We start from the raw sequence: 23,280 nt of genomic DNA, 5'->3' as shown, positions 1-23,280 counted from the left end.
CGTTGGCCTCGGACATGAGCGACCAGGAACCTCGCAACCAGGAACGGCCCGGCGATCACGCGACGGACCCCGGCATTGCCGGGCGCATGGCCCGCGCATTCGTCCATTCGCCGCTGTCGCCGCTGCTGCTGCTGGCCAGCATCGCCATCGGCATACTCGGCCTGATCGTGACGCCACGCCAGGAGGACCCGCAGATCTCGGTCCCGATGGTCGACATCATGGTGGAGTATCCCGGCGTGCCATCGGAGCAGGTGGCCAGTCTGGCCGCGCGGCCGCTGGAACGTCTGATGAGCGAGCTCTCGGGTGTCGACAACGTCTACTCGGTCTCGCAGCGAGGCGAGGCGATGGTCACCGTCCAGTTCGACGTCGGCGAGGAGATGGAATCCTCGGTGGTCAAGGTGCATGACCGGCTGATGTCGAACCGCGACCTGATGCCTCCGGGGGTCAGCGAGCCGATGGTGAAGCCCAAGGGTGCGGATGACGTGCCGGTGGTGACGCTGACCTTCTGGTCGCACGAGGTCGATGACGCGATGCTGCGCCAGATCGCCCTGGACGCGCAGCAGCAGCTCAACGAGGTACCCGACACCGCGCAGAGCTTCGTGGTCAGTGGCCGCGAGGAGCAGCTGCGCATCGAGGTGCGGCCGGAACGGCTGGAAGGTTACGGGGTCACCCTGGACCAGATCGCGGGCGCGGTGCGTCAGGCCAATTCGGAACGCGGAGCGGGCGCGATCGAGGCGGGTGGACGGCACATGTCGGTGCACACCGGTTCGTTCCTGACCAGTGCCGAGGATGTCGAACGCCTGCTGATCTCGGTGGAGGACGGTCGCCCGATCTATCTGCGCGACGTGGCCGAGGTCAGCTATGGCCCGGGGGAGGTGGATCGCTTCGTACGTCACTATTCCGGCCCGGCCGCAGAGGCGCCCGATGCCGCACCGGAGGGGGCGTCCGCCGTGACCCTCGCGATCGCCAAGAAGCCCGGCAGCAACGGGGTCACGGTCGCCAATGGCGTGCTCGAACGCCTCGAGCGCCTGAAGGGCTCCGCCATCCCCGACAACGTGGGCGTCGAGATCTCGCGCGACTACGGCAAGACGGCCAACGAAAAGGTCAATGAACTGATCTTCAAGCTGTTTGTCGCGACCTTCGCAGTGACCCTGCTGGTCGCACTGTTCCTCGGGCTGCGCGCCGCGCTGGTGGTGCTGATCGTGATTCCGGTGGTGATCCTGTTCACCGTGTTCAGCGCATGGCTGCTCGACTACACCATCGATCGGGTGAGTCTGTTCGCGCTGATCTTTGCGATCGGGATCCTTGTGGACGATGCCATCGTTGTGGTGGAGAACATCTACCGCCGCTGGCTGATGAAGCGCGGCCTGGATGCCGAAACCAACGTGGACGCGGTACGCGAGGTCGGCAACCCGACGATCCTGGCGACCTTTACCGTGATCGCGGCGCTCCTGCCCATGGGCTTCGTCTCCGGGATGATGGGTCCCTACATGCAGCCGATCCCGGTTCTGGGGTCGGTCGCCATGCTGTTCTCGCTGGTCGCGGCCTTCGTGTTCACCCCGTGGCTGACCCAGCGGCTGCGCCCGAGCATGGCCTACCTGGAGAAGGCCACCGAAAAGGAACACCGGCAGGCCGAGCGGCTGGGCACGTTCTTCCGCCGGGTGATCCCCGGGCTGGCGGACAATCCCGCCCGGGGCTACGCCTTCCTGGCCGGGATCGTGGTGGTGTTCTTCCTGATGGCCAGCCTGTTCTACACCACGGATGTCCGGGTGAAGATGCTGCCGCTGGACAACAAGCCCGAATTCCAGGTGATGATCAATTTCCCCGAGGGCACGGCGCTGACCGAGACGGCCTCGCTCAGCGAAGCGATGGTGGCGGAACTGCGGGAGTTCGAGGAAGTGACCGGGCTGCAGGCGTATGTCGGCACTGCAGCGCCGTTCAATTTCAATGGTCTGGTGCGTCATTACTACCTGCGCCAGGACCCCTGGCTGGGCGACATCCAGGTTCAGCTGGTGGACAAGGGCGATCGCGCGCGCTCCAGCCACGAGATCGCCACCGAGGCCCGTGAGCGTCTGACACCACTGGCCCGCGAGGCGGGTGCGCGCATCGAAGTGGTGGAGATGCCGCCGGGGCCCCCGGTCCTGCAGTCGGTGGTCGCCGAGGTCTATGGCCCGGATGCCGATACCCGGCGTCAGGTCGCGCGCGACCTGGAAGAAATGTTCCGCGGGGCCGAACACGTGGCGGACGTCGACAGCTTCCTGCAGGCCCCGCACGACGTCTGGCATTTCGACGTGGACCGTGACAAGGCCCTGCGCCGTGGTGTCACCGTGGAGACCGTGAACCAGACGCTGGAGGCCGCGATCGGTGGCCGGGTTCTGGGCGACATCAAGGCGCGTTCGCTGGTGGAGCCGCACCTGATCGAGCTGCGCCTGCCACGCCCCACGCGTTCCGATATCGGGCGTCTGGAACAGCTGCCGGTGGCCTCGCAGCATGGCGGGACGGTCAGCCTGGGCGAGCTGGGCCGGTTCGTCGAGCGCCCGCAGGACGAACCCATCTATCACAAGAACCTGCGGCCGGTGGAGTATGTCACCGGCGAAGTGGTGGGGCGTCTGGCGGCACCGGTCTACGGGATGCTCGAGGTACAGGAGCAACTCGCCGATTACGAGCTTCCCGACGGCAGCCGGGTGCAGCCGCACTGGCTGGGGCCGCCGCCGAACGACGGGTCCACGGCGTTCGAATGGGCCGGCGAATGGACGGTCACCTACGAGACCTTCCGCGACATGGGTATCGCGTTCGCCATCGCCCTGATTCTCATCTACATGCTGGTGGTCTGGGAGTTCGGCAACTTCGTGCTGCCGGGCATCATCATGGCCCCGATCCCGCTGACCCTGATCGGGATCATTCCGGGCCACTGGCTGTTCAACGCCGAATTCACCGCGACTTCGATGATCGGGTTCATCGCCCTGGCAGGGATCATCGTGCGCAATTCCATCTTGCTGGTCGATTTCGGCCGCCAGGCGGTGGATCAGGGACATGACGTCCGCGAGGCGATGATCCTCGCCTGTCAGGCGCGCACGCGGCCCATCGTCATCACCGCGTTCGCACTGCTCGCCGGTTCCAGCGTCATCCTGTTCGACCCCATTTTCCAGGGCATGGCGATCTCGCTGATGTTCGGGACCATCGTGGCCACGCTGCTGACCCTGGTCGTCATCCCGCTGGGCTGCATCTCCGGGCGGCGCGCGTTCTGTCCCGCCTCACTGGAAGACGGCGACGGCACCAACGGCTCCGGCTGTGCTACCCCGACGAATGGCAGTGCCGGGACCGGCCGTGACGACAATCCCTTCGGCCCGGCCGAGGGCGGACCGGTCACGCGCGCAGTCCAGTACTTCGGGCTCTACCTGCGCTGCCTGACGGTCGCCTTCGTCGAGGGCATGCGCGACCTGTTCCTGGCCTTGCTGAAGCTGGTGCGCGGACGTTTCGGGACGCGCCCGGGGCCGGGCGGTGGCCCGGGATCCGGCGGTTCCGGCTCGGGCTCCGGGCCTTCTCCAGCCCCGTCGTCCGGTCCTGCGCCGGGTCCCCCCGCGTCGGGGGCCTCGGACGGCCCCTCCGGCCGTGAAGGGGACGCGGGCGCGAACGCCGAATCCACGCCGGACGACGGGCTTGGATCGAAGGAGGGAGATACGGAGGCGCCGCGGAAATCCGGAAGCGATTCCCGTTCCGCCGGATCGGAGAACTCCGGGACGAGTGCGCCGCCGGATCACGATTCCACCACGGATTCCACCACGACGGACCAGAAGTCGGACTCGGGGGAAGACCAAAAAGACGCGTCGTCTCCGGAGGACGGTCCCGGTGCACGCCAGTCGGGTGGCCGCCGACGCCGGGGTATTCGGCTGAAATGAGCAATCACTGAAAGAACCTCAAGGAGGTTAATGATGAAGAAGCGATTCAACGCACGCATGCTCGGTCTGGCCATGGCCGGCGCCGCAGTGGTCTCGATGTCCGTGCTGGGCGCGGCCCAGGCGGAAGAAGGGAACCAGGGCGCTCAGGGGCAGCCGATGGCCCAGCATGCTCCGGTTCCCGGGCCCTGGGGCCAGCCGGGTCCGTATGGACAGGGCATGGGCGGGCATCAGGGCGGCGAAATGATGCAGCGTCGCGATGCCTCCGGTGACTTCAGCTTCGGCATGTCCGGGCGCAGCCACGGGCAGGGCTACGGTCAGGGCCGCGGTCATGGCTACGGTCACGGCTATGGCCCCGGCCATGGGTACGGGCCCGGTCATGGTCCCGGCTACGGCTACGGTCCGCAGCAGGGCCATGGCCCCGGCATGATGCACGGCCCCGCGTACGGGCCCGGCCATGGCGCCGGCATGCGCGGTCCGGCGGCGTACGGCCAGATGCCGGAGTTCGACCCCGAAGATCTGCCCGAGGACATGCCGGAGGAGATGCGCGAGCGCATCGAGAAGATGCATGCCGAGCGGCAGGAACGCATCGAGGAAATGGAAGCCATGCGCGAGGCCCGTATGGAGGCGATGAAGAAGGGGCGCCAGGCCTACATGGAGGAGATGGAACGCCAGCGCGAGATGCGCATGGAGCAGATGGAAGAGCGTCGCGACTCGGGGGATTACTGAGCACCGGGTGACGCATGGGAGCGAGGCGAATGGCGTTCGGAAGCAACGGCATGCAACCGGGAGCAACGGCGGGGCGGAGCGTCCTGCTGCTCGCCCTGGTGACGGTCGGATTGATCGTGGCCGCTGCGGCCGCCGAGGCCCGGGAACGCCACAATCCGTGGCATGCCGGACCGCCATCCGCGGCCGATGCGGGAGAGCCGGGAGGCTTCTCCCGGGGCGAACCCCGGTCGGCCGGATCGTTCCCTCCGCCGGACTACGATCCGGCCCGGCGGGGACGCGAGGAGCGCTCGCGCGTTCCCGCAGGTGAAGCACGCCCGGGTCCCGGGATGTCGCCCTACGGTTACGGGTTCGGTCCGTATCCGTATGGCGGCCACCGGGGACCGGGGGCAAGTGAACCGGGCATGTCGGGGTACGGATTCCCGTTCTTTGGCGGCCCGGGCGCATGGGGACCCTTTTCGGGGCCCTGAATCACCTGCCTTCGGGCAGGGTCCGGTGCGTGATCGCCCTCCGCGCATCGGTGGCAGAAATGGGAGGGCATGTCTCCGATAGGAGGAGGTAACACTATGAGCAAGTTTCTGAAAGCAGCCGTTCTTGCGGCATCCATGGCCGGTCTGGCCGCTGCCCCGATGATGGCTTCCGCGCAGTGGGGCGGGCCGGGCTATGGCGGTCCGGGCTACGGGGCTCCCTACGGTCCCGGTTATGGCTACGGCCCCGGCTACGGTGGCATGCCGTTCTTTGGCGGTCCGGGTTACGGCCGCGGCCACAACATGGGCGACATGTTCGGCGACATGATGGGCGATTTCGACTTCTCCGCCCGCGGTCGCGGTCATGGTCACGGCTACGGTCACGGCCGTGGTGACGGCTACGGCTATGGTCGTGGTCATGGCTACGGTCCCGGCTACTATGGCCATCCGGGCTACGGTTACGGCCCCGGCCACGGCTATGGCCCGCAGCAAGGTATGCCGCAGCAGGGCATGCCGCAGCAGCAGCAAGAGCAGTGATCTGCTCGCACGGGCTCGCCCGTGCATGATCGGCTGCCCGGTTCGCCGGGCAGCCCGTTTTAGAATTCAATGGATCCGGGAGCCGCAATGCTGACCGTGGTGGCCAACCTCAAGGGCGGAACGGGCAAGAGCACCGTCGCTTTCAATCTCGCGCTCTGGCTGCTCGCGAAAGGGCACCGCGTACAGGCCGTGGACCTGGATCCGCAGGGGACTCTCGGCGATGTCCTGGAAGTGCGGCAGGAGGAGGGGTACAGCCCCGCGCTCCCCGCCACGACCGATGCCGACGTCGCGCTGGGTCGGCAGGGGGAGTTCGATCACTGGCTGGTGGACGTCGGGCCCTCCGCCATGGACACCCTGATGCGGGCGGTCGCCGCGGCAGACCGGGTGCTGATCCCGGTGCCGCCGAGTCAGGCCGACGTGTGGTCCACTCACCGTTTCGTGCGTGAGATCCAGGAGCGTCGGACTGATCGCGACACCGGCCCCGGCATCGAGGTATTCATCAATCGCGCCGACACGCACCAGTTCGTGCGCGAGACCGAGGAGACTGCAGAGGCCCTGCAGCAGATCGAGGGTATCCGTTTTCTGCGCCCTCGGCTGAAGCAGCGCACGGCCTTTCGGCGATCGTTCAGCGAGGGTCTCGCGGTGAACGAGCTGGAGCCTTCCGGCAAGGCGGCGGAGGAGCTGGACCGACTGGCCCGGGCGATTTTCGGATAAGAAGGGGCTATCCCCTCCAGGAAACGAGGTGACAAATGGAATCAGGTGAAGACAAGCCGCGCCACGGTTTCATCAATCGCTACTGGGTGCTGATCGTGATCGTCCTCTGGTTGATCGCCTGGTCCGCCCGTGACTGGCTGGCGCCGGCCGAGCCGGAGGACCCGCCCGCGGAGTCCGGCGTGGTCCTGGAGGAAGAGTCCCCCGCCGTGGACGAAGAAGCCGCTCGGGAGGAAGCCGCTCGGGAAGAAGCTGCTCGGGAAGAAGCCGCCAGGGAAGAAGCCGCCAGGGAAGAAGCCGCCAGGGAAGAAGCCGCCAGGGAAGAAGCCGCCAGGGAAGAAGCCGCCAGGGAAGAAGCCGTCAGGGAAGAAGCCGTCAGGGAAGAAGCCGTCAGGGAGGAAGCCGTGGAGGAGCCGGTGGAGGTCGAGGCGCTGCTGACCGAAGCACGGGAGACGTACTGGCGCGAGGGTGCCGCAGCCGCGTTGACCGTCCTCGAAGGCGGGCTGGAAACGCAGGCGTACGAAAGCCGGGAACGGGCGGACATCCTCGGGGAACTGGGCAATCTGCAATACGCCACCGGCGACGTTGAAGCCGCCATGGGCAGCTGGGATCGGGCGCTGGAGAAGCTTCCGGAGGGCGAACGCCGGGCGATGATGGCCCCACTGCGTCCGATCTATGCCCGGCATCATCCGCAAGGGGCGGACCACCTGGAACGGTTCCGCTGAGGTTTGCGGCGCCCTCCACATCACGTGTGCTGTAGTGACCGACCGGAGGAACGATGGGTGCGAACGACAGGCCTGCTGACGGCGACAGTCAGTATTACGAGGTCAAGGAAGAGGCGGACGATGCGCAACGACGGGCCCGACGGCTCGAACTGATCGTCTATGCTTCCCTGGTCGCATTCGTCGTGCTGGCGGTGTACGGTTTCTGGTTGATCACCAGCCTGACCCGGGACGTGTCACAGCTGACCGAGGAGATCTCCTCGATGACCCGGGTGGTGGACCGCGACATGTCGGCGATTGTGCGCCACATGGAGGCGATGGAGGGCCGCATGGTGGACATTGCCGGGTCCACGGCCGAGATGGAGCAGAGCGTTGCGTCCATCAGCGCGGACACCGGCAGCATGAGCACGGACATCGGGTCGATGACGCGGGATACCGAGGTCATGGCCGGGTCCGTGATTGGCATGCAGCGCGACATGTGGAGCCTGAATCGCAACGTGGGCGGTCCCATGGGTATGATGAACATGTTCAACCCACTCTCGGGGCAGGGCGGTCCCTATCCGGGGTCGGGCGGTCCCTACCGTCCGCCGTCGGCGCCGCGCTAGCCGTGCGCGCGGTCTGCCCGGACCCGAACCAACACGGAGATCGGAATGTTCAATCGACCTGGCAGCCGCGTCCGCAAGCAGCTCAAGCTCCTGAGTGAACGTCTGGCGGAGGAAAACCCGGTCCTCGAGGGCGTGGTCAATCCGTTCCGGGAGCTGGATCGGGTCGGATATGCCTCGGGCCTGCTGGATCCGGAAGAAGAGTCCTACGCCTTCACCATTTCCTGGTGGCCGATGATCTCGGTCCTGGGGACCTTCTCCTCGGGCAAGTCCACGTTCATCAACGAGTTCGTGGGCGATACCGTGCAGCGCAGCGGCAGCCAGGCGGTGGACGACAAGTTCACCGTGATCTCCTACGGCGGCAGCGAACGGGTGCAGGAACTCCCGGGGCTGGCACTCGACGGAGACCCGCGCTTTCCGTTCTATCGGGTGTCCGACGAGATCGAACGGATCACCGATGGCGGCGGGCGCACGGTGGATCATTTCCTGGCAATGAAGACCGCGCGCGCGGAGCAGCTGCGGGGCCGCATACTGATCGACTCGCCCGGGTTCGATGCCGACGAGCAGCGTACCACCATCCTGCAGCTGACCGACCACATCATCGATCTGTCGGATCTGGTGCTGGTGTTCTTCGATGCACGGCACCCCGAACCCGGCGCCATGCGTGACACCCTGGAGCATCTGGTCAACCGGGTGGCCGAGCGCAACGACTTCACCAAGCTGGTCTTTATCCTGAACCAGATCGACACGACCTGGCGCGAGGACAACCTCGAGGAAGTCGTCGCGGCCTGGCAGCGCGCGGTGGTGCGTCAGGGCAATGCGACGGGGCGGTTCTACTGCATTTATAACGAGAGCGGGGCCGTCGAGATCGAAGACCCGCAGGTGCGCAGCCGCTACGAGGAAAAATCCGCGCACGACCGCGAGGAGATCCATGCCAAGATCCGCGAGATCAGCTCTTCGCGTTCCTACCGCATCATCGGTGCCCTGCAGGCGATCGCCGAATCCATCGAGATGGACGCCCTGCCGGCGATCAAACGCAGTCTCGATCGCTGGCGGCGCCGGGTGCTGCAGTTCGACGCCGGCATGATGGGGGTGCTGGTGGCGGTGCTGGCCGTGATCGGCTACCAGGCGACCGACGGTGTCCGCCCGTGGATCGATGGCCGGGTGTGGCAGACCCTGCTGGACAACCCGTGGTGGACGTCGCTGGGCGTGGTGCTGGTTCTCGGCGCGCTGGGCGGCATCCATTTCTTCAACCGTCGCTGGCTCGCACGGCGGATTGCACGCGAGCTGCCGAAAGAATCGGCGGCCGGGAACTGGCAGGCGGCCTTTCTCAAGAGTACCCGGCCGATGCGTTCGCTGTTCGCACGCGGGCCGCGTGGTCTGGGGCGGCGGAGCCTGGCACGGCTGCATCGCCTGCGTGATCAGGCCGAGGCCTACATCCAGAAGCTCAACAACCAGTTCGTGGACGCGAGCCCCGTGGACCCCGGCAGTGGCCGGGCCTCGGCGGCCGATGTCCATCGCCCGGCGGAACCGGCCACGCGGCCGGCAGCGTCGGAACCCGGTACGGCCACGGAGGCCGCCGGCGAGAGCAGTGATGCAGGGAGCAGCGGAACGCGGTAGGCTTCGGTTGCCCGAGGCCGCCGACAACAACAACGCGGTCCCCGGACGGTCTGCGCCGTTCGCACCGAAGGAGGAGAACGATGATGACCGTGCTGGCGTGGGTCATGTTTGTTCTGGCGATGATTCTGGTGCCGATCTCGATTTGGGCCAGTCTTGCTGCCCTGGGTATTTGCGCGGGTTGCGCCTTCATCCGGGACTGGCGGCGCGGCCGCCAGAATGCCGGGCACTGACACCTCTGGGTAAGGGCGTTCGGGGCCGGGGGGCGCAGGGGGCGCTCCCCGGCCTCGCCATGTATAACAACAGGAGGAAAACTCAATGAGCGACGAACAGAAGAAAATGGCCATCATCGCGACCAAGGGCAGCCTGGACTGGGGGTATCCCCCGTTCATCCTGGCCTCGACCGCAGCGGCCCTGGGCTATGAGTGCGAGATCTTCTTTACCTTCTACGGCCTGAAGCTGCTGGAGAAAAAGCTGGATCTTCAGGTGACCTCACTGGGCAATCCGGGCATGCCCATGCCCATGCCGATGCCGGTTCTTGTGCAGGCCCTGCCGGGGATGCAGAAGATGATGACCGTGATGATGAAGAAGAAGATGAAGGCGAAGGGCGTCTCCGATCTGGAGGATCTGCGCGAGCTGTGCCAGGAGGCCGAAGTGCGCATGATCGCCTGCCAGATGACGGTGGACCTGTTCGAAATGGACACCAGTCACTTCATTGATGGCGTGGAATATGCCGGGGCGGCGGCGTTCTTCGAGTTCGCCGGAGATTCCGACATCTGCCTGTTCATGTAAACGGGCGGGGCGTTCGCGCCATCCGGGCCCCGGAGCCGAGCTCCGGGGCCTTTTTGTTGGCGGGGTTCACGTCGCATTCGTCGTGCCCGCGGACCCGCAAAGCCTGCGTGAGTCGTTATACTCTGCGGCCATGAAACGACTGCATCCCGATTCCTTTCCGACCCTCGAGGATTTCGTCGGCAACACGCCGCTGGTGCGCCTGCAGCGCCTGGCCGCGGATCTGCCGTCGACCGTGCTGGTAAAGCTCGAGGGCAATAACCCCGCCGGTTCGGTCAAGGACCGGCCCGCGGTCAACATGATCCGTGCCGCCGAGCAGCGCGGCGACATCCGTCCCGGCGATACCCTGATCGAGGCCACCTCCGGCAATACCGGCATCGCGCTGGCGATGGCGGCCGCGATCAAGGGCTATCGCATGATCCTGATCATGCCGGACAACATGTCGGCCGAACGGCGCGCGTCGATGAAGGCCTATGGAGCCGAGCTCAAGCTGGTCACGCGCGAGGAAAGCATGGAAGGGGCGCGTGATCTCGCTCAGCGCATGGCGGACGCGGGAGAAGGCTTCCTGCTTAACCAGTTCGGCAATCCCGACAATCCCGATGCGCATTATCAGGGCACCGGGCCGGAGATCTGGCGCGACACCGAGGGCACGGTCAGCCATTTCGTGTCTTCCATGGGCACCACCGGGACCATCATGGGGGTTTCGCGGTACCTGAAGGAGCGCGATCCGGAGATCGAGATCGTCGGCGTGCAGCCGGGAGAAGGGGCTTCCATCCCGGGGATCCGGCGCTGGCCCGAGGCCTATCTGCCGACGATCTTCGAGGCCGCGCGGGTGGACCGCACCGTGGACGTGACCCAGGAGGAAGCGGAGACCACCATGCGCCGGCTGGCGGCAGAGGAAGGCATCTTTGCCGGGGTGTCGTCCGGCGGCGCGGTGGCGGCCACCCTGAAGCTCGCCGCACAGGTCGAAGGCGGAACCTTCGTGGCCATTATCTGCGATCGCGGCGACCGCTACATTTCCACCGGCGTCTACCCCGACTGAGGCTGGCATGTCTGCTCCCGTACTGGTTTTTGACCTGGAAACGGTGCCCGATATCGAGGGCGCGCGCCGGCTGTACGACTTTGATGGCCTGACCGACCGGGAGGTCGCGGATGCGCTGTTCGCGATGCGCCGCGCGCAGACCGGCTCGGAATTCCTGCGCCATCCGCTGCATCGCATCGTGTCCATCGGGGTGCTGTACCAGGGCGGGGAAGCGCTCAAGCTGTCGGCCTTCGGCCGCGACGGAGAGGACGGGCACACGCCGGACGAGGCCGAACTGCTGCGCCAGTTCTTCGGCGTGATCGACCAGCGCACGCCCACGCTGGTGAGCTGGAACGGCAGTGGCTTCGACCTGCCGGTGCTGCACTACCGCGCGCTGGTCAATGGCGTGCAGGCGCCGCGGTACTGGGAGCAGGGCGACGACGACCGCGAGTTCCGCTACAACAACTACCTGTCGCGCTTCCACTGGCGCCATGTCGACCTGATGGACGTGCTCGCCGGCTTTCAGGGCCGCGCGGTGACCGGACTGGACACCATGGCCAGCCTGCTGGGCTTCCCCGGCAAGCTGGGAATGGACGGCTCCATGGTCTGGCCGGCATGGCGCGACGGACGCGCGGGCGAGATTCACGACTACGTGGAGCACGACGTGCTCAATACCTACCTCGTGTGGCTGCGCTTCGAGCACATGCGCGGGCACCTGACCGACGATGCGCTGAAGTCCCGCCAGGACCAGCTGGCGGATTACCTGGCCGCCAGCGCGGCGGAGCACCACCTTGAATTTCTCGAAGCCTGGCGGGGCTGACGGCATGGGCAAGAAGATCGACCGCACACCGTTCGAGGCCGTGATCGAGGACGTGACCCTCGATGGCCAGGGCGTGATCCGGCGTGACGGCAAGGCCTGTTTCGTGCACGGGGCACTGGCCGACGAGCGGGTGCGCGCGGTGCAGACCGGGCGCAAGCGCCGTTTTGATATGGCCGAAGTGGTGGAGGTGCTGGAGCCCGCGGCCGGTCGGGTGGATCCGCCCTGCGCATTCTTCGGTCTGTGCGGCGGCTGCAAGCTGCAGCACGCGTCGATCGACCTGCAGCGCGAGATCAAGGAACAGGCCCTGTTCGATGCGCTGGAGCGGATCGGGCACGTGACGCCCGAGGCGCGGTTCGAGCCGCTGACCGGGGCGACCCTGGGCTATCGGCGAACGGCCCGGCTGGGCGCGAAGCATGTCCCGAAGAAGGGCGGGACCCTGGTCGGGTTTCGTGAACGGGGCAGCCCCTATCTGGCGGAGATGGACCACTGCGAGGTGCTGCATCCGGCGGTGGGGCACCGCATCCGTGCGCTGCGGGAGCTGCTGGACGGCCTGCAGGCGCGTGACCGGATCCCGCAGATCGAGGTCGGCGTGGATGACGACGACCGCGTGGCGCTGGTGTTTCGTCATCTCGATCCGCTGGCCGATGCCGATCGGGCGCGGCTGGCGGCCTGGGCCGACGAGGAACGCATCGGTGTATTCCTGCAGTCGGGCGGGCCGGAGACCGTGGTCCATCTGGCGGGGCCGGATGCCCCACTGGTCTACCGGCACCCGGATTTCGGCGTGGAGGTCGGTTTCACGCCCATGGATTTCGTCCAGGTCCACCCCGAGGTCAACCGTGCCATGGTGCGTCAGGCGGTGGCCGCCATGGAGCTGGAGCCGGAGCACCGGGTGCTGGACCTGTTCTGCGGGCTGGGCAACCTGACCCTGCCGCTGGCCACCCGGGCGGCCGAGGTGACCGGGGTCGAGGTGGATGATGCGATGCTCGCGCGGGCGGCGGACAGCGCGCGCGGGCAGGGCATCGACAACACTCGCTATGCCCGCGCCGACCTGGACGACGCCGAGGCACTCTCGCGGGCCGACTGGCTGCACGAGGACTGGGACCGGGTCCTGCTCGATCCCCCGCGCACCGGGGCGGCCGCCGCCGTGGAGGCGCTGGGCCCGCGCCGGATCGAGCGCATGGTCTACGTGTCCTGCAACCCGGCGACCCTGGCCCGTGACGCCGAACGTCTGGTGCATCATCATGGCTACCGGCTGGAACGGGCCGGGATCATGGACATGTTCCCGCACACCGCGCACGTGGAATCCATGGCCGTCTTTTCCCGGGCCTGAGGGCGCAGCCGGACCGCGCCGTAACTCCAAGGAGGCAGTGAATGCTCGAGATCGTGAAAAGTGGCGGCTGGCTGATGGTGCCGATCCTGCTGTGTTCGGTGCTGGCCGTGGCGATCATCCTGGAACGTCTTATCTCGCTGCGGCGAGGGCGGGTAGTGCCGCAGGGCCTTCTGGGGCGCGTATGGGAACAGATGCGCGAACATGGCCTGTCGATGGAAGACATCGAGCGCCTGCGTGAAAACTCCCCGCTGGGATCCGTGCTGGCCGCGGGTCTGGCGACCCATGACCGTACCCGCCAGATCACCCAGGAAAGCATCGAGGAGGCGGGCCGGCGGGTGGCGCATGAACTCGAACGCTACATGAACACCCTCGGTACCATCGCGATGATCACGCCGCTGCTGGGGCTGCTGGGCACCGTGGTCGGCATGATCGAGGTCTTCACGGTGGTCACCGAGATCGGTGTGGGCAGCCCGCGGGATCTGGCCGGTGGCATCTCGCAGGCGCTGATCACCACCGCCACCGGCATCGGGATCGCGATTCCGGCGCTGATCTTCCATCGCTACTTCCGCGGCCGGATCGATGAACTGGTGCTGGAGATGGAGCAGGAAGCCACCAAGCTGGTCGAGATCATGCACGGCGAGCGCAGCGCCAGCAGCGTCGAGGCCGGAGGCCGGGCGTGAAATTCCGGCCCCATCGACCACCCGAGGAGCCCGGCGTCAATCTCACGCCGCTGATCGACGTGGTGTTCCTGCTGCTGATCTTCTTCATGGTCTCCACCACGTTCGACCGGCATGCCGACATCGACATCACCCTGCCATCGGCCGACCGGGAAGCGGAACAGGTGGACGACCGCGCCTGGATCGACATCGTGGTGGATGCCGACGGCCGCTATTTCGTGGACGGGCGGGAACTGGTGAACCGTCGGGCCGAAACCCTGGAACAGGTGCTGGGCGAGGTCCTCGAGACCCGCGGCGATGACCCCGTGGTGATCCGCGCGGACGCCAGCGCCAGCCATCAGTCGGTGGTGCGGGCACTGGACGTGGTGGGCCGCCTCGGTGTCAGCGCGGTGTCGATCGCCACGCTGGGCGATGACGGCCGGGCGGCGGACGACTGAGCGGCATGTACACGACTGAACCGGGATACGGCGCCGGGCTGGCGGAGGTCTGGGGCGCGGTCGGGCGGGACTGGCGCCGCGGAGACCGTGCACGGGCACTCGCGCGGCTGGGATTCCTCAGTCCGCCGCAGGACCGCGGCCGCCTGATCTGGATCCGGGCCGGGGCCGACCCCGAGAGCCTGCGCCTGGGGATCGAACTGCTGGGATTCGTGCGCCACAAGCGTCAGGACGTGCGCCTGGTGCTGACCTTCGAGCGCGACTGCCCGGAGCTGTTCGAACAGCACATGCAGCCGTTTCGCAAGGTGGGCGTGGGGTACGGCCCCTGCGACCGGCCACGGGTCGTTCGCCGCGTGCTGGACCGCTTCCAGCCCGCGGGCATCATCCTGGCGGGCGGCGTGACCCCGCCCAACTTGCTGGAAGCCACACAGGCGCCGGTGATCGCGGTGAACGCGGCACCGCCGGCGCGGCCGGCGGCGCGGGGTCTGGAGCTGGCCTGGCCCCGCGATCCGGAAGAGAGCCGGCGCTGGAATGAGCAGGCCGGCGACGGCGGTGCCGCGCGGCGGCTGGAACCGGCGGATCCGATGGCGCGTTTCGTCGAAGCGCAGGCGGATGTGGTACTGCGCTCGCTGGTGGGTGGCGAGGTACGCCGGCTGTGGTGGTGGCACGGCACTGCGGCCGGCTGGCCGGACTGGCGCGCCGCCTGGGAGGCCTCCGGTTTCGGGGAGGAGGATATCCTGCTGGCCAGCCTGGAAGAGGACCCCGGTCACCCGCTGCCGGGGCGTTCACTGCGGGTGAGCGAATGGGATCGCAATGCGCTCGCCCCCGGGAATGTCGTGCAGCTGGACGACCCGCGCTGGTTCGCCGCGGCGGCCAGCGCGACGCAGGCGGTGCATCTGGATGCCCCGGGATCGCGGGTGCTGTGGCAGGCGCTTGCGGGCGGGACCGCGGTCAGTCTCGGGCGCGAAGGGACCCTGGAACTGCCGGTGGAGGTGCACGCCGATCCGCAGGCGGTGCTGGCCCGCTGGACGGCGTTGCGTGACGATGCCGCCGTCCGCCGGCAGCTGGGGGATGCCGCCCGCCGCCGGTTCTGGGACGAGCGCCGGCGGGTGGATGACCATTTCGAGACGCTGCTGGCCGAGGTCTGGGACTGGTGAGCCCGTCGCCGGGGAACGGAGGCCGCGCATGAATACGGCCTGGCTGAGTCGATGGTGGTGGCGGCACTGGAGCCAGCGCGGCCCGGTGGCCGCGACGTTGTATCCCCTGTCGCTGGCCTACGCCGGACTTGCGGAATACAACCGCATGCGCCTGGAAGAGATCCGCCGGAATACCCGACTGCCGCTGAAGGCGGTGATCGTGGTCGGGAATCTGACGGTCGGCGGCAGCGGCAAGACCCCGATGACGGACTGGCTGGCGCGGCGTCTGACGGAGGCGGGCTATCGTCCGGGCATCGTGTCCCGCGGCTATGGCCGGCGTGGCGAGGCGGGGCAGGCGGTGCATCCGGATTCGGATCCGGCCGAGGTCGGGGACGAGCCCGTGCTGCTGGCCCGACGGACCCGGCTGCCGGTCCAGGTGGACCGTGATCGCGTGCGTGGCGCACGCGCGCTGGCCGACCGCGGCGCGGACGTGGTGATCGCCGATGACGGCATGCAGCACCATCGACTGCCGCGTGATCTGACCGTGTTGATGGTGGACGGGAGCCGGGGCCTCGGCAACGGTCTGTGTCTGCCGGCCGGGCCGCTGCGGGAGCCGAAGGCGGCACGTGCGCGGGCCGATTTCGTCGTGCGGACCGGTGGCGAGGCCGGCGCCGACGAGATCCCGATGCAGCTGGTACCGGCCTCGCGCCTGCGGCGGGTGGACGGCAGTGACGAGATCATGCGCCCGAGGTTTCTGGGCGGGCAGGAGGTCCACGCGGTCGCCGGCATTGCCGACCCGGAACGTTTTTTTTCCATGCTGGAGCAGCGCGGCATCTACGTGATCCGGCACCCGTTTCCGGACCACCATCGCTTTCGCGCGCGTGATCTGGCGTTTGATGACGACCTGCCGGTTCTGATGACCGAGAAGGATGCCGTAAAATGCCGGTCGTTCGCGCAATCCCGCCACTGGTACTGGCCCGTGGCGGCCAGCCTTCCAGCCACTTTCGAGCCGGCCCTGCTGCAGCGTCTGACGACCAGCATCCGGCTCCGCCATCTGGGGTAAGTACAACATGGACAACCGCCTTCTCGACATCCTCGTCTGCCCGGAGACCAAGGGCCCGCTGAAATACGACCGCGAGAATCAGGAGCTGATCTCGGTTCAGGCCGGTCTGGCGTACCCGATTCGGGACGAGATCCCGGTGATGCTGGTGGACGAGGCCCGGCGCATGTCGGATGAGGAAAAGGAACGCTGGCGCGACGTCTGAGGGCGCCGTGGAACCCTTCGTTGTCGTCATTCCCGCGCGGCTGGCCTCCAGCCGTCTGCCGGATAAACCGCTGGTGCCGGTCGCGGGCCGCCCTCTGATCGCGCATGTCGTCGCGCGCGCGCGGGAGAGTCGTGCTGCCCGCGTCATCGTGGCGGCCGACGATGAACGGGTGCTGGCCGCAGCCCGCGAGGCGGGCGCGGAGGCGGTATTGACCGCCGCGGAGCTCCCGTCGGGCACCGACCGCATCGCCGCGGTGGCCGCGACGGAGGGCTGGGGTGACGAATCCCTGGTGGTGAACCTGCAGGGGGACGAACCCCTGACACCCGGCGGGCTCCTCGACGAGCTGGCGGCCCTGCTGGCGGAATCGCCGGAGGCCGGGATGGCGACCTTCGGGGTGCCGCTGGGCAGTGCGGCCGATCTGCACGATCCGAACCAGGTCAAGCTGGTGACCGATGATCACGGGCGGGCGCTGTACTTTTCCCGCGCGCCCATTCCCTTCGACCGCGATGCCGCGCGCGACGGCCGCGACCCCGACACGTCGGCGGCCGTGCGTCACCTCGGGCTGTACGCGTATCGCGCCGGGTTCCTGCGGCGCATGAGTGCGACCCCGCCGGCGCGCCTCGAACGCCTCGAGCAGCTGGAGCAGCTGCGAGCCCTGGCGATGGGGGCGCATATACGGGTGGGGCTGCGCGCGGAGGCGCATCCACCCGGTGTCGACACCCCGAGCGATGTAGAACGCGTGGAAGCCGTGCTGGCGCAGGGTCGGGGATCATGACGGACGAGTGGCCGCGTCGCCGGACGGCGGGTTACGCCGCGGGTGTCCTGATACTGGCGCTGGTGTTGACCGGATGTGGCGAGGGGCCGTCGGAGGCGCCGGCACCCGAGCGGCCCGTCAAGCTGGTCACCGTGAGCGAGCGGGACACTCTCATCGAGCGCCGCTTCTCCGGGCGTACCCAGGCGGCGGAACGTGCCTGGCTGGCGTTTCGCGTCGGAGGGGTGGTCGAGTCGGTCGCGGTGGAGCGCGGCGAACGCGTGGACGAGGGCGACCTCCTGGCGCGTCTGGACCCGCGCGATTTCCAGCGCCGGGTGCGTGAACTGGAGGGCGGTCTGGTGGAGGCCCGCGCGGAGCAGCTGATGCTGGAGCACGGCGCACGCGAGGAAGAACGGCGCCAGCTGGAGGCGCGGCTGGAGGCGGCCGGGGCCCGCGAGGAACAGGCCGAGTCCGAATACCGCCGGGTGGCGCGCATGCGCGACGACGGTCATGTGAGTCAGTCGGAATATGACCGCGCCCGCCGGGCCCTGCGCGAGGCCGCGGCGGACCGGCGTTCGGCGCAGGAGGCGCTGACCATCGCGCGGGCCGGCGGCCGCGAGGAGGAGCGCGAGGCCGCCCGTGGCCGGATCCGGCGCATCGAGGCGCAGCTGGAGCAGGCGCGCGACGCACTGGAAGACAGCGAACTCAGGGCCCCGTTCACCGGTTACGTCGCCGAACGCGATCTGGAACCGCATGAACCGGTGCAGGCGCATCACCCGGTGGTCCTGTTCGAGGATCTGGAATCCATCGAGATCGAGGTCGGCATCCCCGAGGGGCTGCTGGCCTGGCGGGACCGGCTGGAGGCGGTGGAGGTACGCATTCCGGCGCTGGACGACGCGCGTTTCTCCGCCAGCATCCGGTCGGTCGGGGTGGACGTGCTGCCGGGACGGCAGACCTATCCGGTCAAGGTGCGTCTGGAGACCCCCGACCCGCTGACCCTGCCCGCGACGGCGCTTGACCCCGACCGGGTCCTCCCGGGGATGACCGCCGAGGTTGCCTTCCGGGCGCGCCCCGAACCCGGTGTCGGCGTGGTGCTGCCGCCGTCCGCTCTGGTGGAACACGCGGAGGGCTACGCGGTGTGGGTGCGGGACCCGGAGGACGGCCGCGTCGCCCCGCGCCAGGTGGAAGTGCTTGGCGCGGATGGTCGCGGGGTGCGCGTGCAGGGTGATCTGGAGCCGGGTGACGAGGTGGTCTCCGCGGGTGCCGGGCGGCTGCGCGAGGGCCAGCGTACCCGTCGGTTCAATGACGAAGCCCCGGCTTCGGGACGCGACACCGGGGCCGGGGACAACCGGCCGTGAACCCGCCCGGCGGCGACAACGCCGGGTCCGGGTTCAACGCCGCGACCTGGGCCATCCAGCGGGCCCGGCTGGTAGTGTTCCTGACGGCCCTGCTGGTCCTCGGCGGGACCTGGGCCTTCATCGACATGGGCAAGCTCGAGGATCCCGAGTTCACCGTGCCGACCGCGCTGGTGCAGACCGCGTATCCCGGTGCTCGAGCCACGCGGGTGGAGGAGGAGGTCACCGAGGTCCTGGAGCGCCATATCCAGCAGCTCGACGAGCTGGATGAACTGGAGTCGGTGAGCCGCCATGGCGAATCGGTGATCTTCGTCCACGTCGACGAGGCTCTGGGGGATCAGGCCCAGCGCCAGGTATGGGACGAGCTGGAACGCACCGTGCGCGCGGCGGTGCCGGATCTTCCGGAGGGGATTCGCGGTCCGCTGGTGGACGACGACTACGGGGATGTCTTCGGCACCCTGCTGGCGATCCACGGCGAGGGCTACAGCCACCGCGAGCTGCACGACTACGCTGATGAACTGCGCCGTGAACTGTTGCGCCTGCCCGGGGTGGCACGAGCCGAGCTGTTCGGCGATCGCGGCGAGCGGATTTTCGTCGAGACCCGGCGTTCGCGTCTGGCCGCACTGGATCTGCATCCGGGGGTGATCATCCAGGCTCTGGAGCGCCAGAACGTGGTGGCGCCCGGCGGGGCGATCGAACTGGAGGAGGACCGCGTACGGCTGTTCGTCTCCGGGGTGTTCGAATCGGTGGACGACGTTCGCCACCTGGCCATCCACAACCCCGAGACCGGCGAGCGTTTCCAGCTGCGCGATGTGGCCGAAGTGCACCGCGGTGACGCCGAGCCGCCGGAACGCATGCTGCGCTACAACGGCCAGCCGGCGGTCGCGCTGGGGGTGAGCCCGACCGAAGGGACCAACGTGGTCGCCCTGGGTGACGACGTCCTGGAGCGCATCGAGGCGTTGCGCGGGGATCGCCCGGTGGGGATCGACATCGACACGGTCAACTTCCAGCCGGAAACCGTGCGCGCGGCGATCCTGGATTTCGGCGGCAACCTGGCCACGGCCGTGGTCATCGTGCTGGGGGTGCTGCTGGTGGCGCTGGGCTGGCGCACCGGCCTGATCGTCGGCATGGGCGTCCCGCTCACCATCCTGGCGACCTTTTTCGTGATGTGGGTGGCCGGCATCGAACTGCACCGGGTCTCGCTGGGGGCCCTGATCGTGGTCCTGGGGATGCTGGTGGACAACGCGATCGTCGTTGCCGAACTGATGATGACCCGCATCCAGCGCGGCACCGAGCGGCTGCAGGCGGCGCGCGAGGCGGTCAGCGAGACCGGTGGGCCGCTGCTGATCGGGACCCTGATCGCAGCGCTGGCGTTCTCGCCGATCAGCATGACGCCGACCCTGGTGGGCGAGTTCACCCGCTCGCTGTTCTGGGTGGTGGCGATCGCGCTGGGCCTGTCGTGGCTGCTGGCGGTAACCCTGACGGCCCTGCTGGCGTGGCGCTGGTTGCCGGGTCCGGTGAATGGCGATCCGACCGGCACGGAGACGCCCGGAGTCGGCACACAGCTGCTCGCGCTCTATCGCCGGGCGCTCACGGCCATGCTGCGCCATCGCCGCCGGACCCTGGCGTCGGTGGTCGGCCTGATGCTGGTCGCGGTCGCGTCCTTTGCGCTGGTACCGCAGATCTTCTTCCCGCCGGCCGACCGGGCGCAGTTCATGATCGATCACTGGCGGGGAGAAGGGACGCGCATCGAGACCACCGCAGCCGATGTGGCGCGTCTGGAATCCTGGCTGTCGCAGCACCCCGAGGTGGAAAGCTACACGGCCTTCATCGGCGAGGGGTCGCCGCGGTTCTATCTGCCGATGATGCCCGAACTTCCCAATCCGGCGCTGGCCCAGATCCTGGTGCAGGTCGAAGACGTGGATCGACTGCATGACATCATCGCGGAGACCCGCGAATGGATGGACGGTCGCTTCCCCGGGGCGGAACCTCGGGTGCGGCCGATGCAGCTGGGGGAGCCCGTGCGCTATCCGGTGGAGCTGCGGCTGTCCGGGCCGCAGGACCGGGCCGAACTGCGCGCCACCGCCGACCGCGTGCTGGAATGGATGGAAGGTCACCCCGACCTGGAACGGCCCCGGCATGACTGGCGCGAACGCACACTGACGCTGGACGTACAGGTGGATCAGGACCGGGTACGAGCGGCCGGGCTGTCCAGCGCCGAGGTGGCCGAGACGCTGGAGGCCGGGGTCAGCGGCATGCCGATCGGGGTGTTTCGCGATGGCGATCAGGCCCTGCCGGTGCTGTGGCGCTTCCCGGAGGACGAACGCCGGGATCTGGCACAGCTGCACACCCTGGAGATCTGGCCGCGCGACGGCGGGGCGGCGGTGCCACTGGGCCAGGTAGCCGAGGTGGAGCCCGTGTTCGATGAGGCGGTGATCTGGCGCCATGACCGGCGCCCCACCGTGACCCTGCAGGCGGACCTTGCCCCCGGTGCCACCGCGAGCGGTTTCGTGCGCGAGGCCGACCCGGTGATCGACACCCTGCTGCAGGGCACCGGGAATGCGGGGCAAGTGGAGCGGGCATGGGGCGGCGAGTTCGAGGCGGCCGCTGATGCGCAGGCCAGTGTGCTGGCGCCGGTGCCCATTGTCCTGGGACTGATGGTGGTGTTACTGCTCTGGCAGTTCAACAGCTTCCGCAACACTCTCGTGGTGGCACTCAGCGTCCCGCTGGCGGTGGTGGGCGTGGTCGCGGGTCTGCTGCTGTTCCGGCAGCCGTTCGGTTTCATCGCCCTGCTGGGGGCAATGAGCCTGGGCGGAATCCTGCTGCGCAATGCGATTGTGCTGGTGGAGCAGGCCGAGCTGGAACGCCGCCGCGGACTGGAACCCCTGGAGGCCCTGATCGAGGCCGCGGTCAATCGTTTCCGCCCGGTGCTCCTGACCGCCCTGACCACCATCCTCGGCATGATCCCGCTGGCGCTGTCCGGACCGTTCTGGGCGCCGCTGGCCATTGCCGTGATGAGCGGCCTTGCCGCCGGTACGGTGCTGATCCTCGGCGTGGTGCCGGTGCTCTACGCGACGCTGCACCGGCTCCCGCGTCCGGAGTAAAACGGCCCGAGCGGGCCCGGCCCGGACGAATTAGCCGGCAGCTTCTCGCAGTCGTCGGGTCCAGTCGCGCAGGGCCTCCGGCAGTTCTTCGTCGGTGTCGGGCAGTTCCCGTGCCAGAAGCCGCAGGCGATAGCGCACGTCGTTCTGCAGCGCGGCGGTTTCCACGCCGAGGGATGCATCCTCGGTGATGCTTTCGCGGATCAGGTCCAGGGGCAACCCGCGCAGCCCGGCCCGGTCCAGCAGGCGGGTCAGCGGCTCCAGGTGACGCCGGAGGATGGCCTGCAAGTCCGGATCGAGCTGTTCCATGCGCTCGAGGCCCTGTTCCACGCATTCGATCCCGGCACGCAGGGCTTCCCAGTCGACCGGAAAGCCGGTCGCCTGCGGGACCGATTCCGCGACGGGGCAGTGGTCCATGGCCTGCAGCAGGACACGGAGGGCGTCGCCATCGAGCTGGCCGGCGTGGCCCTTGAGGATCGCCGAGAGGGCCGCGGGATCCTGTCGGCCGCACAGTGCGGAGGCAAGCTCCATCACTGCCAGGCAGCGACCCGCCGGCTCCAGCGTTTCGCCTGCGTGACCGCGCGGGTAGCCGCTGCCATCGAGGCGCTCGTGGTGCTGCAGGACCGCATGGCTGGCCCCCGGGTGGCACGCGGGAAAACGCTTGAGCGTGAGCCAGGCGATCACCGGATGGCTGCGCAGCTGGCGTTCCTGTTCGGGCGTCAACGGGGCGCGGGATTCGAAGATCGCCGGGTCGATATGCAGATAGCCGATGTCATGGAACAGCCCGGCCGTGGCCAGATCGCGGGCGAAAGCGGTGTCCGGCGGGCGCAGCTCCATTCCCAGCAGCGTGGCGCCCAGCGACACCTGGATGGCGTGTTCGAACGCCTCCGGCATGCGTTCCTGCAGAATGGACAGTTTGCCTGCCAGCGCCGGGTCCAGGGCCAGGGAGGAGGGCACCGCGACGGCTTCGCGGGGCCGCGAGGCCACGGCCATCAGGGCGCGGGTCAACGGGTCTTCTTCCGCGATACGTTCGCACGTGGCGCGCAGGGCCGCCCGGTCCACCGGTTCGGCGACGTCGATGCTGGCGTCCAGCGGGCGCAGCAGTTTGTGTGTGGTGAGGCGCTCGAACAGCCGCCGGTCCAGAGGCTGGCCGGCCTCGATGAGCTTCTGGCCGTGAGCGTTGTAGATGGCCTCGCTGGTACGCATGTCGCGCACTTCGCCGGCTTCGGTCACGTGGGTGACGAAATGGGCGGTGTCGGGCGGGCCGCCGTGTTCCTCCGTGCCGGCATGTTCGGGGCGCTGTGGCATGGGGGCCGATTCTAA

The 23,280-nt window shown here is 68.3% G+C and carries 21 protein-coding genes; 20 read left to right on the top strand and 1 reads right to left on the bottom strand.

Annotation, left to right across the window (positions count from 1 at the left end; translation table 11 throughout):
- The first annotated feature begins 14 nt into the window (after positions 1-14).
- The 20 genes from F620_RS0107505 to F620_RS0107410 all read left to right on the top strand — a co-directional run bounded on the left by F620_RS0107505 (position 15) and on the right by F620_RS0107410 (position 21,960).
- A complete protein-coding gene (locus tag F620_RS0107505; RefSeq protein WP_019570061.1) occupies positions 15-3,899 on the top strand; it encodes an efflux RND transporter permease subunit in 3,885 nt (1,294 codons plus the stop codon).
- 33 nt (positions 3,900-3,932) lie between these two features.
- Entirely contained in the window at positions 3,933-4,625 is a 693-nt protein-coding gene (locus F620_RS0107500) for a hypothetical protein (protein WP_019570060.1), read from the top strand.
- Between the two features lie 563 nt (positions 4,626-5,188).
- Entirely contained in the window at positions 5,189-5,626 is a 438-nt protein-coding gene (locus F620_RS0107495; RefSeq protein ID WP_019022161.1) for a sulfur globule family protein, read from the top strand.
- 87 nt (positions 5,627-5,713) lie between these two features.
- A complete protein-coding gene (locus tag F620_RS0107490; RefSeq protein ID WP_019570059.1) occupies positions 5,714-6,340 on the top strand; it encodes an AAA family ATPase in 627 nt (208 codons plus the stop codon).
- 35 nt (positions 6,341-6,375) lie between these two features.
- Positions 6,376-7,062, top strand: a complete 687-nt coding sequence (locus F620_RS0107485; protein ID WP_019570058.1) for a hypothetical protein — start codon at positions 6,376-6,378, stop codon at positions 7,060-7,062.
- A gap of 53 nt (positions 7,063-7,115) precedes the next feature.
- Entirely contained in the window at positions 7,116-7,664 is a 549-nt protein-coding gene (locus tag F620_RS0107480; RefSeq protein WP_019570057.1) for a hypothetical protein, read from the top strand.
- Between the two features lie 45 nt (positions 7,665-7,709).
- Entirely contained in the window at positions 7,710-9,281 is a 1,572-nt protein-coding gene (locus F620_RS0107475) for a dynamin family protein (RefSeq protein ID WP_019570056.1), read from the top strand.
- An 80-nt stretch (positions 9,282-9,361) separates the two neighbouring features.
- The gene (locus tag F620_RS15105; RefSeq protein ID WP_019570055.1) at positions 9,362-9,511 is read left to right on the top strand and encodes a hypothetical protein; all 150 of its coding nucleotides are present in this window, start codon (positions 9,362-9,364) and stop codon (positions 9,509-9,511) included.
- A gap of 85 nt (positions 9,512-9,596) precedes the next feature.
- The gene (locus F620_RS0107465) at positions 9,597-10,070 is read left to right on the top strand and encodes a DsrE/DsrF/DrsH-like family protein (RefSeq protein ID WP_018869582.1); all 474 of its coding nucleotides are present in this window, start codon (positions 9,597-9,599) and stop codon (positions 10,068-10,070) included.
- Between the two features lie 130 nt (positions 10,071-10,200).
- Entirely contained in the window at positions 10,201-11,109 is a 909-nt protein-coding gene (gene cysM, locus F620_RS0107460) for a cysteine synthase CysM (protein WP_018869581.1), read from the top strand.
- Positions 11,110-11,116: 7 nt separating this feature from the next.
- Positions 11,117-11,908, top strand: coding sequence for a 3'-5' exonuclease (locus F620_RS0107455; protein WP_019022157.1), 792 nt, complete (start codon positions 11,117-11,119; stop codon positions 11,906-11,908).
- A 4-nt stretch (positions 11,909-11,912) separates the two neighbouring features.
- Positions 11,913-13,238 (top strand): 23S rRNA (uracil(1939)-C(5))-methyltransferase RlmD, encoded by a 1,326-nt coding sequence (gene rlmD, locus F620_RS0107450; RefSeq protein ID WP_019022156.1) that lies wholly within the window; start codon positions 11,913-11,915, stop codon positions 13,236-13,238.
- A 41-nt stretch (positions 13,239-13,279) separates the two neighbouring features.
- Positions 13,280-13,918 carry a MotA/TolQ/ExbB proton channel family protein gene (locus tag F620_RS0107445; RefSeq protein ID WP_019570054.1) on the top strand — a complete coding sequence of 213 codons (639 nt, stop codon included), beginning with the start codon at positions 13,280-13,282 and terminating at the stop codon, positions 13,916-13,918.
- Positions 13,915-14,352, top strand: a complete 438-nt coding sequence (locus F620_RS0107440) for a biopolymer transporter ExbD (protein WP_019022154.1) — start codon at positions 13,915-13,917, stop codon at positions 14,350-14,352. Before F620_RS0107445 ends, F620_RS0107440 begins: the two co-directional genes overlap by 4 nt.
- Before the next feature lie 5 nt (positions 14,353-14,357).
- Entirely contained in the window at positions 14,358-15,506 is a 1,149-nt protein-coding gene (locus tag F620_RS0107435; RefSeq protein WP_019570053.1) for a glycosyltransferase N-terminal domain-containing protein, read from the top strand.
- Positions 15,507-15,534: 28 nt separating this feature from the next.
- The gene (lpxK, locus tag F620_RS0107430) at positions 15,535-16,548 is read left to right on the top strand and encodes a tetraacyldisaccharide 4'-kinase (RefSeq protein ID WP_019570052.1); all 1,014 of its coding nucleotides are present in this window, start codon (positions 15,535-15,537) and stop codon (positions 16,546-16,548) included.
- 7 nt (positions 16,549-16,555) lie between these two features.
- Complete coding sequence (locus F620_RS0107425) at positions 16,556-16,750, top strand: Trm112 family protein (protein ID WP_018935434.1); 195 nt, start codon at positions 16,556-16,558, stop codon at positions 16,748-16,750.
- A gap of 7 nt (positions 16,751-16,757) precedes the next feature.
- Entirely contained in the window at positions 16,758-17,525 is a 768-nt protein-coding gene (gene kdsB / locus F620_RS0107420; RefSeq protein WP_019570051.1) for a 3-deoxy-manno-octulosonate cytidylyltransferase, read from the top strand.
- Positions 17,522-18,859: an efflux RND transporter periplasmic adaptor subunit gene (locus tag F620_RS0107415; protein ID WP_019570050.1), complete on the top strand. Its 1,338-nt coding sequence runs from the start codon at positions 17,522-17,524 to the stop codon at positions 18,857-18,859. Before kdsB ends, F620_RS0107415 begins: the two co-directional genes overlap by 4 nt.
- Entirely contained in the window at positions 18,856-21,960 is a 3,105-nt protein-coding gene (locus F620_RS0107410) for an efflux RND transporter permease subunit (RefSeq protein ID WP_019570049.1), read from the top strand. The genes F620_RS0107415 and F620_RS0107410 overlap by 4 nt, the downstream gene beginning before the upstream one ends.
- A gap of 30 nt (positions 21,961-21,990) precedes the next feature.
- On the opposite strand, the gene F620_RS0107405 is transcribed toward F620_RS0107410, so the two are convergent.
- Positions 21,991-23,265 carry an HD-GYP domain-containing protein gene (locus F620_RS0107405; protein WP_019570048.1) on the bottom strand — a complete coding sequence of 425 codons (1,275 nt, stop codon included), beginning with the start codon at positions 23,263-23,265 and terminating at the stop codon, positions 21,991-21,993.
- Positions 23,266-23,280: the final 15 nt, after the last annotated feature.

The organism is Thioalkalivibrio sp. ALE11 (assembly GCF_000381205.1).
Lineage (GTDB): Bacteria > Pseudomonadota > Gammaproteobacteria > Ectothiorhodospirales > Ectothiorhodospiraceae > Thioalkalivibrio.
This window is presented reverse-complemented; position numbering and strand designations above follow the sequence as displayed.

Coding starts and splice junctions, on each gene's coding strand:
- F620_RS0107505 (WP_019570061.1), top strand. CDS start 15: ATGAGCGACCAGGAACCTCGCAACCAGGAACGGCCCGGCGATCACGCG.
- F620_RS0107500 (WP_019570060.1), top strand. CDS start 3,933: ATGAAGAAGCGATTCAACGCACGCATGCTCGGTCTGGCCATGGCCGGC.
- F620_RS0107495 (WP_019022161.1), top strand. CDS start 5,189: ATGAGCAAGTTTCTGAAAGCAGCCGTTCTTGCGGCATCCATGGCCGGT.
- F620_RS0107490 (WP_019570059.1), top strand. CDS start 5,714: ATGCTGACCGTGGTGGCCAACCTCAAGGGCGGAACGGGCAAGAGCACC.
- F620_RS0107485 (WP_019570058.1), top strand. CDS start 6,376: ATGGAATCAGGTGAAGACAAGCCGCGCCACGGTTTCATCAATCGCTAC.
- F620_RS0107480 (WP_019570057.1), top strand. CDS start 7,116: ATGGGTGCGAACGACAGGCCTGCTGACGGCGACAGTCAGTATTACGAG.
- F620_RS0107475 (WP_019570056.1), top strand. CDS start 7,710: ATGTTCAATCGACCTGGCAGCCGCGTCCGCAAGCAGCTCAAGCTCCTG.
- F620_RS15105 (WP_019570055.1), top strand. CDS start 9,362: ATGATGACCGTGCTGGCGTGGGTCATGTTTGTTCTGGCGATGATTCTG.
- F620_RS0107465 (WP_018869582.1), top strand. CDS start 9,597: ATGAGCGACGAACAGAAGAAAATGGCCATCATCGCGACCAAGGGCAGC.
- cysM (WP_018869581.1), top strand. CDS start 10,201: ATGAAACGACTGCATCCCGATTCCTTTCCGACCCTCGAGGATTTCGTC.
- F620_RS0107455 (WP_019022157.1), top strand. CDS start 11,117: ATGTCTGCTCCCGTACTGGTTTTTGACCTGGAAACGGTGCCCGATATC.
- rlmD (WP_019022156.1), top strand. CDS start 11,913: ATGGGCAAGAAGATCGACCGCACACCGTTCGAGGCCGTGATCGAGGAC.
- F620_RS0107445 (WP_019570054.1), top strand. CDS start 13,280: ATGCTCGAGATCGTGAAAAGTGGCGGCTGGCTGATGGTGCCGATCCTG.
- F620_RS0107435 (WP_019570053.1), top strand. CDS start 14,358: ATGTACACGACTGAACCGGGATACGGCGCCGGGCTGGCGGAGGTCTGG.
- lpxK (WP_019570052.1), top strand. CDS start 15,535: ATGAATACGGCCTGGCTGAGTCGATGGTGGTGGCGGCACTGGAGCCAG.
- F620_RS0107425 (WP_018935434.1), top strand. CDS start 16,556: ATGGACAACCGCCTTCTCGACATCCTCGTCTGCCCGGAGACCAAGGGC.
- F620_RS0107415 (WP_019570050.1), top strand. CDS start 17,522: ATGACGGACGAGTGGCCGCGTCGCCGGACGGCGGGTTACGCCGCGGGT.
- F620_RS0107405 (WP_019570048.1), bottom strand. CDS start 23,265: ATGCCACAGCGCCCCGAACATGCCGGCACGGAGGAACACGGCGGCCCG.